Source organism: Malaciobacter mytili LMG 24559, from assembly GCF_003346775.1.
GTDB classification, from domain to species: Bacteria; Campylobacterota; Campylobacteria; order Campylobacterales; family Arcobacteraceae; genus Malaciobacter; species Malaciobacter mytili.
The window spans coordinates 1571168-1588057 of record NZ_CP031219.1 but is presented as its reverse complement, the minus strand read 5'-3'; the positions used below and the strand labels follow the sequence as shown (position 1 = coordinate 1588057).

Sequence of the window (16890 nt, the reverse complement as noted above, 5' to 3'; positions counted from 1 at the left end):
AAATTAATATATAGAAGAAGAATTATACACAAAAAATAACGATATAAAAGAGGAAAATATGGAATTAGTTTATCTTTGGATTGAAGAGTATAAAAACATTAAAAAACAAGGTTTTAATTTCTCTTCAAAGTTTGATTGTAATTTTTTCCCAAGATATGAAAAAAATTGTGAAGATATAACTTGTGATAAAATGATAGATGGGTGTAAATTAAAAATAACAGCTAAAAATAATATCAATATATTTCCAGAAAAAATAAATTTAACTACTATAGCTGGAGAAAATGGTTCAGGAAAAAGTAGTTTACTTGAAGTATTGTCAAACAAGTATGATCCTATATATTATAGACATGTGTTTTTTATTTTTTTTGATAAAGTCAACAGAAGATTATCTTTACATGGTGCATTAAGAGGAGGTGTCTTTGATTATATTTTTATTGATGAGTTAGAAGATAATAATGAGTTTTATATAAAAGTTGTAAGTGACATGCAAAAAGTGGAGAATACCAAGAGTGTTTATCTCAGTAATTTATTAAATGAAAATGATTTAATGTTACCAATTTTTTCTGAAAATAATAGTTATAGTAATATGGTAAATATATCAACTAGTCATTTATTAAATCAAAGAAAATTAATAGAGACAAAAACTCAAGGAGCTAATTCTGAATCCATGACAGGTTTTGATAAAGTTTATCGCTCTTATAGAATACAGCAGATACAAAGCGCAATTATTGCTATACAAAATGGACTAATTGTTCCTTTTAAACTTCCAGAGAAATTAGTTATAAAAAATATAAATTTTGAAGGACTATTTGAAAAAATAATAAAAGATTCAAATAATATAAAGTTTAATAAAATTTTAGAAGTTATTAAAAACCATAATAATGAAGAAACCATTTTTAAAAATTATGTAAAAATGAATTTAGTAATTGCTTTATTATTAGAAAATAAAGATTTAAATAATCCAATTTCAGAAGAACTTGTTGATATAGTATTAGGTTTAAAGATGGGAAGTACATTAGAAGAATTTTATGATAATGTAAGTATGACATTAAAAGGGTATGAGTTTTTTATAGATGAGAATACTAAGGCTACAACAGAATATACGGAAAATTTTTTTAAAAATGCTGATAAATTATTAAGAAAAATAGAAGAATTAAATATTCGACATACTCTAGTTCGTAATCGGTATGAAATTGAGTTAGATATTAAAAGTAATAATTTTGACTTTCTAGAAATATATGAAAAAATGATTCAACAATCTGAATATTTTTGGGATATTAGCTGGAGAGGTTTAAGTAGTGGTGAAGAAACATTTTTATACCAATTTAGTAGACTTTTCTTTTTGGAAGGTAATTATAAAGATAATCCATTTATGAATTTAAAAGTTGAAAATAAAGAGGTAGAAAATATTATACTATTGATTGATGAAGGTGAAGTAACTTTACACCCTGAATGGCAAAAAAGTTATATAAAATATTTGATTGAGTTTTTAGAAAGAAACTTTACCCAAAATATACATCTTATTTTGACGACACATTCTCCCTTTATATTATCGGATATGCCAAAAGACAATATAGTCTTTTTAGAAAAAGGTAAGCAAGTTTACCCTGAAATAGATACTTTTGGAGCCAATATTCATACTTTATTATCTCATGGTTTTTTTATGAGAGAAGGACTTATGGGTGAATTTGCTAAGCAAAGACTAGAACAAATATTAAACTATCTTACAAAAGGGATAGATAATATTGATTTATCTCAACAAGAAATAAAATATACAATTGATTTAGTTGGTGAAGAACTTTTAAAAAGAAAACTTGAAAATTTATATAATGAATTTTATGGAATTGTAATAAATAAAGAAGATGAATATTTAAAAAGAATTAAAGAGCTTGAAGCTCAATTGGAAGAAAGAGATAATGATTAATATTCCTATTGATAGTAAAAATATAAAACTTCGTGATACACATATACAAAAAATTTATTTTAGGATTTTACGTCCATTAATAAGAAAACGTAATTCTATACCAATTGTTAGAATTGAATATCAACTACTAAATTGGATAATTTTAAATATAAAAGATATATTAATAGGAGATGTTAGTACACTACGAGCATTAATATCAAATTACAATAATTTATTAACTAGTTTTCCTATTGTCTCTACTTTCAATTATAAAAAACTTACAGTAAAGGATTTAGAAACTATTTTAGAAGAAAATAACTTAAATTTTAGAGGGAATAAAAAAAGAGACTACCAAAGATATTTATTGCAAAATAGAACTAGAGTTACTTGTTTAAATCATATCTTAACTATACAATATAGAGATAAATTCTATGAAATATTAGAAGAATTTTTTATAAAATTTTATAATGATAAATGGGATAAAATAAAGGGATATGATAGATATTTTTTTGTTATGAACCATAATTTACAGACTTGCCCATATTGTAATAGAAATTACATTTTTACTGTCAATAAAAAGAAAAATAGATTAAGACCTGAAATTGATCATTTTTACCCAAAATCAATTTATCCATTTCTAGCTATGAGTTTCTACAATCTGATTCCATGTTGTCAAATATGTAATCATACAAAAAAAGACAAGGATGCTTTTAAAGATAATTTAAAAAGTCCATATGAAATGAATTTTTTTGATTTTAAATTTAAATATAAACCTAAAAATATCAGCTTTTATCAAATAAATAAGAATAAATACGTGGAAGAAAGATTTGATATTATACTTAATAAAACAAATAGTGTTGAAACAAATGATGAGTATTTTAAATTAAATTTATTGTATGAGCAACATAAAGATATTGTGTTAGATTTATTATTGAAAAAAACAATTTATACAAAGTCATATATTAAAGAGTTAAAAGAAAACTTCAAATTGAAAGATGATGAAATTTATAGGTTTTTATTTTGTAATTATTTAAAAGATGAAGATTTACATAAAAGACCATTAAGTAAGCTAATTAGAGATATTAGTAAAGATATTGGGTTAATATAATATGAACCTATCTAAATCCCTCTACACAAAAGGTATCCAATGCCCCAAAGCACTTTGGCTTAAAAAATACAAGCCAAGTGTTTTAACACCACCAGATGAGCAAGCACAGGCTATATTTGAAACAGGTAATATAGTAGGGGACTTAGCTTGCCAGCTTTTCTCTGATGGCAAGGAAGTGCCATATACTACAAACTATGATGAGATGATATCTACTACAAAAGAGTGGATGGAAGAGGGTATATCAAATATCTACGAAGCTACTTTTACCTATGAGGGCATACTTATTATGGTAGATATATTAAAAGTAAAAGATGATGGTGTATCTATCTATGAGGTTAAAAGTTCCACTGAAGTAAAAGATATCTATCTTTATGATGTATCTATTCAGTATTATATACTTCAAAACTTAGGTTTTAGTATAAAAAGTGCAAGCGTAGTTCATATAAATAATGAGTATGTAAGAGGTGAGAGTTTAGAACTAGACAAATTATTTAAAATAGTTGATGTCACAAGTGAAGTACAAAAATTACAGTCAAATATCCCAAGCATATTAAAAGAATTTGAAACCTATCTTGAAGATAAAGAAAATGAGCCAGATATAGATATAGGAAGTCATTGTAATAAACCATATGAGTGTGATGCTAAAAACTATTGTTGGAAAGTTCAAAGGGATATACCTGAGTATTCTATATTTAATATTTTCAATCTTGGAAGTAAAAAACAAATTGAACTTTACAATAGAGGTATTATAAATATAGATGATGTACCACATGACTTTGATATGACTTCTATTCAATCACAAGCTGTTGAAAACTATAAATCAAAAATTACCTATATAGATATAGAAAATATTAAATCATTTTTACAAAGTCTAACTTACCCAATCTATCACTTAGACTTTGAAACCTATCAACAAGCAATTCCTCAATATAAAGGTTTAAAACCATTTGAACAAATACCATTTCAATACTCACTTCATATAGAGTATGAAGATGGCCAAAAAAATAAATTACTGGAGCATAAAGAGTATTTGAGTGAGGATAGTGTAGATAGTAGATATGAACTTGCTCTTAGACTTTGTGAAGATATACCAAGTAATGTTACCGTATTAGCTTATAATATGAGTTTTGAAAAAGGTGTTATAAAAAGATTAGCAAACCTTTTTCCAGACCTAAGTACTCATTTACTAGCTATAAATGAAAATATACAAGATTTGATGATTCCTTTTCAAAAGAAGTGGTATGTTACACCCTCTATGCAAGGAAGTTACTCTATCAAGTACGTTTTACCAGCACTTGTTCCAGAGTTTAAAAAAGCATACAAAGAACTTGATGGAGTTCAAAATGGAAGCCAAGCTATGAATGCCTTTGAAAATCTTTCAAAGCTAGATGATGAAGAAAAACAAAAGATAAGAACTTCACTTTTGGAGTATTGTAAACTTGATACTTTGGCTATGGTAAAAGTATTAGAAAAACTTCGTAATATTGTTATATGAATTATTAAATAGCTTACAATGTATAAATTATAACTTGATATAGACAGTAAAAAGAAGGATAAAAAATATTTATTGTAGATTCACATGGAAATGTTATAAATAAATCTTTAAATTCTTCATAGGCTATTAAAAATTTTTTAATTTAGTGTACTTGATTGATATATGTTTGTTAAAATATGAGATATAGTCAGTAGTTTGTTTTTAAAGAATTTATCAAAAATCAACTTTTAAAAGCTACTATTTTTTATCGTAGCTAAAAGGAAAAGTTTATTCTCCTCTTAGTGCTTGTCTCATAGTTTCGATAGTATTTTCATCAAGTTTTGTATCAGTAAAGTATTCAAATGCTAAAACACCTTGGTATAAAAGCATATCATCTATACTATTAATTTTACATAAAAGTACAAATAAATACAAAAGCCTACAAATAGGGATTTGTCTAAGCATTTTTTAGTTATGATTTTACAAATGAATACATTTAAAAACATATTTATACACTTCTAGGGTAGCTATAAGGTAGCTAAAATAACCTATTGGGGTAGCATAAAAAGTAGGTAAAATTATGGCACAAAGAATAAAATCTAAAAAGTACCCTGGTGTTTATTATAGAGAGCTAAGTAATGGTGATAAGTCGTATGATATAACTTATAAAGTTGATGATAAAAAAGTTTGGCTAAAAATAGGCTTACATAGTGAGGGTATAAGAGAAGCATTCTGCCATCAAAAGAGAAATGAAATAGTTACAAAGCAAAGATTGGGAGAAGAACTACCTCATATAGCATCTAAAAAAAATTCTAAGACACTATTAGAACTTGCAAAAGAGTTTTATGATTATAAAGAGCTTTATAACAAACAAAATAAAAAAACAAGATCAAGAGTAGAAAATAGATTAAATGAACACTTTATTGGTACTAAGGCTGTAAAAATAATAACAAAAGCTGATATGGAAAACTTTCAAGTCGAAATTCAAAAAGATCTTATGCCTGCGACTGTGAATTTTATAATGCAACAAGTTGGAGCAATATTTATTTGGGCGATAGAAAATGAAATTCTTGAAAAAAATCCTTGCAAAGGAATAAAAAAACAAAAAGTAGATAACTCAAGGTTAAGATATTTAGAAATTGATGAAATTAAGAAATTGATAGATACGATAAAAAATGATAAAACAGCTTATTATTTTGTAATGTTGAGTTTAGCAACAGGTGGAAGATTACAAACTATTTGTAATATCAAAGTATCAGATATTAAATTAAATGGTACTATAAAATTGTATGATTTTAAAAATAGCAGTGAGTACTATGGATTTGTAAATGATGAACTTAAGAATGAAATAGAAAAGTTCATAGCTGATTCAAATATTAAAAAAGATGACTATTTATTTAAAACTACAAAAAATCAAAATTATACAAATCAATACTACTATAGAAAATTGCAACCTATATTTGATATTCTTTTTAATCCAGAGGGAATTGAACCATTAAACAAAGTAACTATTCATACACTAAGACATACATTTGCAAGTCAACTAGCTATAAATGAAACACCAATCCTTACAATCAAAAAACTTATGAATCATAATGATATAAATGCAACTATGAGATATGCAAAATTAAGTAAAAGTAGTGGTGAAAAGCATGTGGATAGTTTGATAAAAAGTTTAATGGATATATAAATATTAAAAATAAGTATGTCTCTTCATTTAAATTTTTAGAGTTATTAGATAAAATATATATTTTATATAGATTACAAGAAAGTTAAAGAAGCAATGAGTTCAAAGTTTTTTACAAATCAAGATACAAATACATTAGAAAATAGATTAAAAGATATACTCACGCATTATGATATTAAAAACTTAGAATTTTTAATTGGTTATTTTAGAATTAGTGGTTTTAAAAAGATTGCCAGTTTATTGAATGATATAGACAAAATTAGAATATTAGTTGGTATAAATATTGACAAGCTAACATATGATGCCCAAGCAAGAGGTAAGAAATTTAATTCATTAGAATATGAAAAATTTAGTCAAGAGTTTATAAACAACCAAAAAGATGTATTATCAAAAGAAGATTATTCTCAGCAAATAGATGAAAGTGTTAATCAATTTATTAAGTTAATTGCAGAGGATAGACTAGAAATTAGGATATCACAAGATAAAAATATTCACTCTAAAATATATATACTTAGAGAAAATGAAATAAAAAGACATGATAATTCAACTGAGTATAGGGGTTCAGTTATAACTGGTAGTTCAAATTTAACAGAGAATGGACTATCAAAAAATTATGAGTTCAATGTTGAACTAAAATATAGTGATGATATTGAATTTGCATTAAATGAATTCAATGATTTATGGGCAAAATCAGTTGAAGTTTCACAAGCTGATATAGAAACTATTAAACAAAATAGTTATCTAAAAGAGATTACTCCTTATGAGTTATACTTAAAATTTTTAATTGAACATTTTGAAGAAAGAGTTAATTATGACCCATCAGTTGCTCAAGATTTACCTAAAGGCTTTATGAAATTAGCTTATCAAATAGATGCAGTAAATGAAGGGCTATCTAAAATAAAAAAGCATAACGGTTTCTTTTTATCAGATGTTGTTGGACTTGGAAAAACTATTACAAGTGCAATGATTGTAAAGAACTTATGTTTTGAAACAAAAGGACAGATATTAATTATTGCACCACCTTCTATTGAAAAAGAGTGGAAGGAAACATTTAAGAAATTTCAAATAGGAAGTATTAGGCATTTTGATTTTAAATCTTATGGTGCATTAGAAAAGATTAAAGATACAGAAGATTATGAAATAGTGATAATTGATGAATCTCATAAATTCAAGAATTTCCTAACTTCAAGATATAAAGAGTTAGAAAGAATTTGTAAAGAAAATGTTAAATATGAGAAAAAAATTATATTAATATCAGCAACACCATTAAACAATAAACCCCAAGATATAGCAAATCAGTTGTATTTATTTCAAGATAAAAGAAATTCTACTATTGATTCACATCCAAATTTAGAGACTTTTTTTGCGGGTATTGATAAGAAATATAAAGAGATTATAGGTAAAAAAGAAAATCAAAGTGAACTATCTGAAAATGAATTAAAAGACTTAGAACAGCTATCAAAAAAGGTAAGAGATAATATTTTACGAGAAGTAATGGTAAGAAGAACAAGAACAGATATACAAACAAATGAAATATATAAAAAAGACCTAGAAGAGCAAGGGTTAAATATTCCAAAAATTAATCCTGTTGAAGAGTTAGAATATAAACTTGATGATAATTTATTAAAAACTTTTGATAAAACTATTTCAATATTAACACAAGATTTAAAATATTATAGATATCAAATTTTAGCAAACCTTACAAAAGAGGGGCAAAAAAAATATGGTGATGTTCAAGAGGGATTTTTTGAAAAAAGTGCATTAAGTCTTGCTGATATTATGAAAACAATGTTAGTAAAAAGATTAGAGAGTTCTTTTGTAGCTTTTAAATCTACACTTTTCAAACAAAAAAGAAATCTTGAAATGTTAATCAATATGTTTGAACAGGGACAAGTTTATATTCCTGCAAAGTTTTTTGATATTTATGAATTGATTGAAAAGAGTGAAGATGACTTTTTAGATAAAGTAGATTCCTTTTTAGAAAATGAAAAAATTAAAATATTTGATACTTCAGATTTTCAAGATGATTATTTAACTCAACTAAAAGAGGACTTAATTATTTTTAATGAATTAGTTGAGATGTGGGCTGATATTGATTATGACCCTAAATTAGATGCATTTAAGTCAGTAATTGAGTACCATAAAAACGATAAAATTGTTGTATTTACAGAATCAAAACAAACAGCAATATATCTTGATGAGAATTTAAAGGGATATAAACAGGTTCTTACTATTCATGGAGAAAACAGAGATAAACTAAAAGATACTATTAGAGAAAACTTTGATGCTAATTATCCTAAGAAAAAAGACGATTACAATGTAATTATTTCAACTGACACTTTAAGTGAGGGTGTAAATATGCATAGAAGTAATATCATATATAACTATGATATTCCATGGAACTCTACAAGACTTATGCAAAGGATTGGAAGAATTAATCGTATCGGCACAAAGCACAATGAGATTTTTATATATAACTTTAAACCAACAGCACAAAGTGAAAGTTTAATTGAATTATCTAAAAAAGCTTTTATTAAACTACAAACATTTCACCATGCAGTAGGTGAAGATAGTCAAATTTACTCAAAAAATGAACAAGTAGGAACAGTTTCTTTATTTGAAAAAGATATAGATTTTGATAAGCCTGATGATGAATTGAAATTTTTAGAAGAGATTAGAAAGTTTAAAGAAGCAAATCCTAAAACTTTTAAGTTTTTACAAAAACTACCTAAAAAAGTAAGAGTACAAAGAGAACTTCAAGATAAAAAAGATACATCATATGTATTTATTAAAAACTATGAAGCAAAAAATTACTATGAAGTAAATACTCAAACTTGTGAGCCTATAAGTTTTGTAAAAATGGCAAAGAATTTAAAAACTATAAAAAGTGAGAAAGCTATAATTCCTATTAAAGAGTTTCATTACGAGCATGTAAAAAAAGCAACAGAGTTCTATAAAGAGGAACTCTCAAATGTGACTGTTCAATCTACTAATATAAAAGTAGAACATAAAAGTGATAAGCAAGCAATTAAACTTTTTAAATCATGGTTTGATAAAGAATATATAGAGAGAGAACTTTATGAAATATTTATTAAAACTATAAAAGAAGGTAAGCTTCAAAACCTTAGTAAAGAGGTAATAACAATTTCAAAAAAATATCAATCAAAAGATATTATGTTAAAACTTGAAGAGCTACAAAATAAATATAATTTATTTAATAAAAAAGAAAAAAAACAAACAAAAAAGATAAATATCGACATTGTACTTAGTGAGACATTTGTTTAAAGGAATATATTTTGGATATTAAAAAATTTTTACAATCAGAATATAGCTATGAAAGATTCAAAGAATTTATCTTTGATAAATTTTATGGTTTTGAAGAGAATAATTTAGGTTATGAACAGCCATTAACACACACTGAAAAAAAGCATATTCAAAAATATAAATTTATTGGCTCTTGTGATTTAGACGATGGTAAAGAAGTGGGCTTTTTTGAAGTTTTAACAACTGAAAATACTGATATAGAAAATAATAGAGTATCATTAAATAGTATTCTCGTTAAAAAAACTAAGGAACAAGTTCTTTTGGATGGAGCAATAGCAGTTTTTTGTAATCCAATGCAACCAGAAGTTTGGAGACTATCTTTTATTGCATTTTCATATGATGAAGATGATAAACAAATTGTAAATAGTTTAAAAAGATATACTTATGTTTTAGGGAAAGATATACCTATTAAAACGGCATATAATCAACTTAAACAACTTCAATATCCAAAGTTTAATGATCTAATAAATATATTTAGTGTGGAAAAAGTTACAGAAGAATTTTATAAAGGTATAATTTCTTTATATAATGATTTACTAAATAGATATCTAAATTATCCATTAGAAAATCAAGATAGTAAAATAGAGTTTTCTATTAGACTAATTGGTAGGTTAATATTTATTAAGTTTTTAAATAAAAAAAATCTTATCCCAAATAATACTTTTGATTTAATAAACAATTATTATCATAAGGTATTAGAACCACTATTTTTTGAACAGTTAAACACAGACCATATTTATCGAAAAGAAGAATTTAGGGATAATAGAATTCCTTTTCTTAATGGGGGATTATTTGAACCATTGGCTATAGACTTTTACAATAGTTCAAATATATTAGATATAGATGATGCTTTTTTTAATGATTTTTTTATACATATAAATAAATTTAACTTTTCTATTGACGAAAACTCTATAGAAGATAATGATTTATCAATTGATCCTGAAATGCTTGGTAGAGTATTTGAAAATCTACTTGCAGAAATTAATGAAAGTACATATGAAAGTGCAAGAAAGGCATCTGGAACATATTATACTCCAAGAGAAATTGTTGACTTCATGATAAATGAATCTCTAATCGAATATTTAGACATTAATACTTCAATTGATATCAATACACTTAAATCTCTTGTAAATAAATATGAATTAGTTAATACAGACTATGAAAAAACAGAATTATTAACAGCTCTATTTAAATTAAAAAGCATTGATCCAGCATGTGGAAGTGGAGCTTTCCCAATAGGTCTATTACAAAAGATTGTAAAACTTTTAGAACTAATTGATCCAGAAGCAGAGATTTGGTTTAATTTACAAAGTAAAGATTTTAAAGAAAAACATAAATCTAGAAATAAAAACTATATAAGAAAATTATCTGTTATACGAAATTCAATTTATGGGATAGATAATCATTCTATAGCTATTGAAATTACTAAACTAAGAGCATTTTTATCTTTAATAGTAGACGAAAAAGTTCTAGATACTAAAACTAATAGAGGAATAGAACCTCTTCCAAATTTAGAATTTAAATTTATTTGTGCAAATACATTACTTTCATCAAAAAAAGGCTTAGATAGATCAATAATTAGCAAACTATATAGTTTAAAAAACAAATATTTTGATGCTATTTCTACAGAAAAAAATACAATAGTCAAAGAATATCAGAGTATTCTTGAATTAAATAATGATAAAATAGATTTATGTAACTATAATCCTTTTAGTCCGACTTATGTAGCTGAAAAAATTGATATTGAATTAATGTTTGATTTTCAGAATAAATTTGATTTAGTTATTGGAAATCCACCATATATGAGAATTCAAAATATAGATAAAAAGATATCTGAAACCTACAAAAAAAATTATATATCTGCAACTGGAAGTTATGATTTATATGTAGTCTTTACAGAAAGAGCCCTAGATTTAATAACAGAAAAAGGTATTGTAAATTTCATTATGCCTGATAGGTGGATTAACTCAGCATTTGGGAAAGGATTAAGAAAAAAAGCACATAAAAAAATCTATAAGCTTATCTCTTTTAAAGATTATCAAGTATTTAATGCTTCAACATACACATCATTAATTTTCTTAAAGCACAATACTTCTACAATTAACTATTTACAGTTAAATAAAGATTTAAAAACTAATATCGAATTAAAAAGTTTTTTAGATAATATAACTTTTGATGATTACGCAAATATTGATTATGAGAACTTGACTGATGAAGGTTGGATTCTTGTTGATAAAAACTCTAATCAAATTTTAGATACATTAAGAAGTCATCCTAAAAAAATCAAAGATATTTTTGAAAGAATTTACACTGGACTTCAAACAAGCTCTGATAATATCTACTTTTTACATGACTCTAAAAGTATTTCGGATACTTTGATTTCAGGATATTCAAATATACTAGAAAAAGAAATAACAATAGAGAAAGGTATTCTTAAACCTTTACTAAAAGGTGATGATGTAATTAAATATAAAGATTTATCTACATCAATCCATGTGATCTTTCCTTATATTATTGAAATAGAAAAAAGTAAAGAAAAAGCAGTTTTAATTCCAGAAAATGAAATTTTAAAGCTCTATCCTTTAGCTTATGAATATTTAAAAAATTGTGAAGATATTTTAAGAGCAAGAGAAAGAGGAAAATTTAATATAGATGGTGAATGGTATCAATATGGTAGAAAACAAGGAATGACTGGAGTTGAAGAACCTAAGATAGTTGCTAGGGATATTTCAAAAGGTGGAGACTTTTCCTATGATAAAAATGGAGAGTTTTATCATACAACTACAGTTTATGGATATAAAAAATACCCTGAAATAAAAGAAGATTACAAATTTTACTTAGCAATATTGAATTCTAAACTAATGTGGTGGTATTTACAAAAAGTTGGAACTCCTCTTGCAAATGGATACTATAGATATATGCCAAGATATATAGAAAACTTTCCTATTCCTAATGTTAGTAATTCAGAATCAAAATTAATAGAGAATTTCATAGATTATACAATTTATATCAATTCATCAGAAGAAAGGATTAATAATTATATTTCTAACGAATATTTAGTAAAAGAATTTTATGAAATTATTGATGCTATGGTATATGAAATATATTTTAGAAAAGAATTTAAAAATAAAAACATTTCATTCCTAAATCTTGATGAATTAAAACTAAAAGATTTTAATATTGATAATAATGATATAAATAAAGAAATAAATTCTTTATATGATCAATTGAATAGAAATGAAAATAAGGTAAGAAATAATTTAGCTTTAATAGATATTGAGTTAAAAGATTTAATAGTTCCGATAAAGAGAGCTTTTTATGTATAAAATAAAAAAATTAAATATAAAGAGTTTTAAATTTTTCAAAAATACTGATCCTTTACTTTTTAATAATAAGAACATTCTAATTTATGGAGAGAATGGTAGTGGTAAGAGTACAATTTATTGGGCACTATATACTTTTTTTCAAAGTTCTATTAAAGAAGATGATTTAGAAATTAAAAAATACTTTACACTAGATGACGATAAAAATTCACTAATCAATATTTATGAAGAAGATGAAAACAATTCAAAAATTGAACTTTTATTAAATGATGAATCAGGAACACATGCTGACAAAACTTTTACAATTTCAAAATCATTAATAAATACAAACAAAGATGATTCACTTATAAAAAAAGGTTGTTACACTGGTGATTTTATTAGCTATAAATATTTATTTAGGTTTTTTGACTTTTTACATAAAGAAGATATAGATCTCTTTAAGTTATTTGAATATGAAATATTTCATTCGATAATTGTTTCAACAAAAAGTTTAGCTAAATGGTGGGATGAAATTCTAAAGTTAGTAGAATTAAAGCCTAAACCAAGAGCTAATAGATCTGAATTCACTAGTTTAACAACTAAAATAACACAATTTAATAGTTTTCTTCAATCACTAGCACCTAGAATTACACAACTAGCAAATGAATATTTAGAAAAGTTTTCATATCAAAACCTTAATATTTCAATTGAAATAGAAGATGGAAATTATACAACACAAAGAGTTTTTAAAAAACCAAAAATAAAACTTAATGTTGAACTGGAAAAAAGTTCTACAGACATAATACCTATTAAAAAAGCTCAAAGTTTCTTCAATGAAGCAAAACTAACTGCAATTGCACTTTCAATTAGGTTTGCTATAACAAAAATTAAACATATTGATTCATCTATAAACATTTTAGTACTAGACGATTTGCTAGTTTCATTAGATATGTCAAATAGGGAAAAGTTTCTATCAATTTTATTAGAAGATGATTTAATAAGTAGATTTCAAATAATAATACTAACACATGATAAAGCATTTTATGAAAAATCAAGAGAACTTTTTAAATTTAGAGATAGAACTAAATGGAAATATTTTGAAATGTATCTAGATATTGATGATCAAGAAAATATTGAGCAACCTTTTATAAAAGAATATGGAGAAAAATACAATAATTTAACTACTGCTAAACAACATTTTGAAAATAAAGATTATCCAGCATGTGCTAATTATTTAAGAAAAGAAGTTGAATGGCAATTTGACAAATATTTACAACTAGATAATTTAGATGAAAAAATTCATTTATCTAAAATTAAATCAAACCATGATTTAATTAAGAAAACTGGAAAACTATTAAAAGATATAGTTAACAATTTAAAATGTTTTGATAATCTTCAGAGCATACCAGAAAATCAAAGAATAGATAAATGTACTCATTTTACTACTTTACTTTCAGCTTCACTTGATGAAGCTATTGAAAAAATAGATAATGAATTTTATTTAGTTGAATTTGAGAATATTAGGTTTATTTTAAAAAATGTACTACATCCACAGTCACATAATGATTTAACTAGGCCATTATATAAAGTTGAGTTAGAAAGAGCACTATCATATATTGAAGAATTTGATAGATTAATTACACAATATGAGGAAAGCGTTGAATAAAGATATATTTGAATTTTTAAATGCATATAATGAAGAAGAACAGATTGATAGATTATTAGTATCTGCGTTTATTGATAAACATAAAATAACAAAAGTAAAAAATAAATTTATACAAAGTATGATCATTAATGAAAAGGATAAGGATTTTGTCTTCTTTCAGGAATTTATTAATTTAATAAAGAAGTATTATAAAGAGTTTTGTTTTGAATCACTTATGGAGCTTTTTGAGTATGTGATTCCTGGCAATGATAAATTAATAAATGGTGCAGTTTATACACCTAAGAATATAAGAGAATATATAACAAAAGAAGCTTTTAATGATACAAAAATTAAAGATTATAACACAATATTAGTATCAGATATTGCATGTGGTGTTGGTGGTTTTCTATTAGAAGCTATAGATGAATTAAAAGCAAAAACTAATAATTCTTTTAAATATATTTATACTAATAATATATTTGGAATTGATATTCAAGAGTATAGTATAAATAGAGCTAAGATATTACTATCTTTATATGCAATATTTAATAATGAAGATGAAGAGTTCTTTGATTTTAACTTATATGTGGGAAATTCCTTAACATTTGATTGGAACAGAAGTAATATCAAATTTAAACATGCAGGAGGATTTGATATAATTTTGGGTAACCCTCCTTATGTTTGTTCCAGAAACATGGATAAAGAAACAAAAGACTTAATGCAAAACTGGAGTGTTTGTAAAAGTGGGCATCCTGATCTATATATTCCTTTTTTCCAGATAGGATATGAATTATTAAAAAAGAATGGTGTCTTAGGTTTTATTACAGTTAGTACATTCATAAAAAGCTTAAATGGTAGAGCCGTTAGAAATTTTTTTAGTGAGAAAAGTATATTATTAAAAATTATTGACTTTGAAGATGAACAAATTTTTGAAGATAAAACTACTTATACTTGCATATGTTTTTTAGAGAAGAAGTATTCTAAAAATATTCATTATACAATAGAAAAAAGTAAAAAATTAACTTCTAAAATACCTTTTTATAATAAAGTTTCTTATGATCATTTAGATAATACCAAAGGGTGGCATCTAAAAAATACTGAAATAATTAGAAGAATTGAATCTACAGGTACACCATTAGGTGAGATTTACAATACTAAAAGTGGTATTGCGACATTAAGAAATAGTATATTTATATTTAAGCATGTTTCTGAAGATAAAAAATATTTTTACTTAGAAAATGGAAAAAAAATTGAAAAAGACATTTGCAAAAGAATAGTTAACTCTAATTATTTAGCAAATAAAGAGGATATTAATAATTTAGTAGAAAATCTTATTTTCCCTTACACATATATAGATGATAAGCCAATATTAATAGAAGAAAATGAATTTGAGAAAAACTATCCACATGCACATGATTATTTATTATCTCATATTGACAGTTTAAATCAAAGAGATAAAGGTAAAGGCAAATATTTTTGGTATGAATATGGAAGAAATCAGTCTATGGAAGTTACCAATTATAAACTTCTTTTCCCTCAATTAGCTAATGAAGGATTTAACTGTTTAATAAGTGATGATACTGATTTATATTTTAATAATGGGATGGCTGCTTTATCAAACAATAAAGAAGAGCTTGAAATTTTAAGTAAAATATTTAGATCTAGTCTCTTTTGGTTTTATGTAAAATCAACAAGTAAATATTATTCTTCTAATTATTACTCATTAGGACGGAACTATATAAAAAACTTTGGAATTTATGATTTTTCAGATAAAGAAAAAGAATATTTATTGAGTTTAACAGAAAAAAAAGAAATTGATATATTTTTAGAGTCTTTATATAATATACATATATAATTTAAAAAATAATAAAGTATTCTCCACACTTTTTTGTCTCAGTGTCACCACTACCTCAAAGTTCAAGTTTCCCGTGAGGGTTGAATATCCCTAGCGTTCTGACTTTGGAGGTTAGTCTGGTGACACTTGCCCTATCGTCAAAGTTGGATTTAACAACTTCGATAGGACAAGTTATCTAATACTATATCCCCATGCGACATATTCTCCGTATGGTTGTAGCCTAAGCTATGCAGTATCACAAAAAGTGATTAAAGACAGTAGATTATTGTTCAGCTCTTAATCTACAACATAATTACACTAGACGGCTCCCCTTATCTAATAACCTATATATTTAGAAATCTAGTAAAAGTATCATTACTTCTTTAAAAACCTCTGTTTTATATATTAACTAGTAAATATATAGGAATGTTCTTGCTACTGCTTTCGCAGATGAGCGGGCATCTCCAAGGTGAATCGTACCACATACACTTCCTCACACCTTGCTGATTTGGTCTCTTATTTGGCTGTGATTATTTTCGGTGAGTTCATTCTCACCTTATGCAAGTTTTATTTTTTATTGTAAGATTTCGCTTACTGTGCAGTCCTTACATTC

The 16890-nt window shown here is 25.0% G+C and carries 9 protein-coding genes; 8 read left to right on the top strand and 1 reads right to left on the bottom strand.

Going from position 1 to position 16890, the window contains the following annotated elements; translation table 11 throughout:
• Window positions 1-58 precede the first annotated feature (58 nt).
• The 3 genes from AMYT_RS08015 to AMYT_RS08005 are packed head-to-tail and all read left to right on the top strand — an operon-like array spanning window position 59 to window position 4506.
• Window positions 59-1924, top strand: coding sequence for an AAA family ATPase (locus AMYT_RS08015; RefSeq protein ID WP_114842029.1), 1866 nt, complete (start codon window positions 59-61; stop codon window positions 1922-1924).
• Window positions 1917-3011 (top strand): HNH endonuclease family protein, encoded by a 1095-nt coding sequence (locus AMYT_RS15050; RefSeq protein ID WP_196779644.1) that lies wholly within the window; start codon window positions 1917-1919, stop codon window positions 3009-3011. The genes AMYT_RS08015 and AMYT_RS15050 overlap by 8 nt, the downstream gene beginning before the upstream one ends.
• Before the next feature lies 1 nt (window position 3012).
• Window positions 3013-4506: a DUF2779 domain-containing protein gene (locus AMYT_RS08005; protein WP_114842028.1), complete on the top strand. Its 1494-nt coding sequence runs from the start codon at window positions 3013-3015 to the stop codon at window positions 4504-4506.
• A gap of 267 nt (window positions 4507-4773) precedes the next feature.
• Here the strand turns inward: AMYT_RS08005 and AMYT_RS14960 are convergent, their stop codons facing one another.
• A complete protein-coding gene (locus tag AMYT_RS14960) occupies window positions 4774-4950 on the bottom strand; it encodes a hypothetical protein (RefSeq protein ID WP_162919489.1) in 177 nt (58 codons plus the stop codon).
• 115 nt (window positions 4951-5065) lie between these two features.
• On the opposite strand from AMYT_RS14960, the gene AMYT_RS07995 reads away from it, so the two are divergent.
• From AMYT_RS07995 to AMYT_RS07975, 5 genes are all read left to right on the top strand, one after another.
• A complete protein-coding gene (locus AMYT_RS07995) occupies window positions 5066-6175 on the top strand; it encodes a tyrosine-type recombinase/integrase (RefSeq protein ID WP_114842027.1) in 1110 nt (369 codons plus the stop codon).
• A gap of 93 nt (window positions 6176-6268) precedes the next feature.
• Window positions 6269-9457 (top strand): helicase-related protein, encoded by a 3189-nt coding sequence (locus AMYT_RS07990; protein WP_114842026.1) that lies wholly within the window; start codon window positions 6269-6271, stop codon window positions 9455-9457.
• An 11-nt stretch (window positions 9458-9468) separates the two neighbouring features.
• Window positions 9469-12822, top strand: a complete 3354-nt coding sequence (locus AMYT_RS07985) for an Eco57I restriction-modification methylase domain-containing protein (protein WP_114842025.1) — start codon at window positions 9469-9471, stop codon at window positions 12820-12822.
• Entirely contained in the window at window positions 12815-14464 is a 1650-nt protein-coding gene (locus AMYT_RS07980) for an ATP-binding protein (RefSeq protein ID WP_114842024.1), read from the top strand. The genes AMYT_RS07985 and AMYT_RS07980 overlap by 8 nt, the downstream gene beginning before the upstream one ends.
• The gene (locus AMYT_RS07975) at window positions 14457-16298 is read left to right on the top strand and encodes an HsdM family class I SAM-dependent methyltransferase (protein WP_162919488.1); all 1842 of its coding nucleotides are present in this window, start codon (window positions 14457-14459) and stop codon (window positions 16296-16298) included. The genes AMYT_RS07980 and AMYT_RS07975 overlap by 8 nt, the downstream gene beginning before the upstream one ends.
• Window positions 16299-16890: the final 592 nt, after the last annotated feature.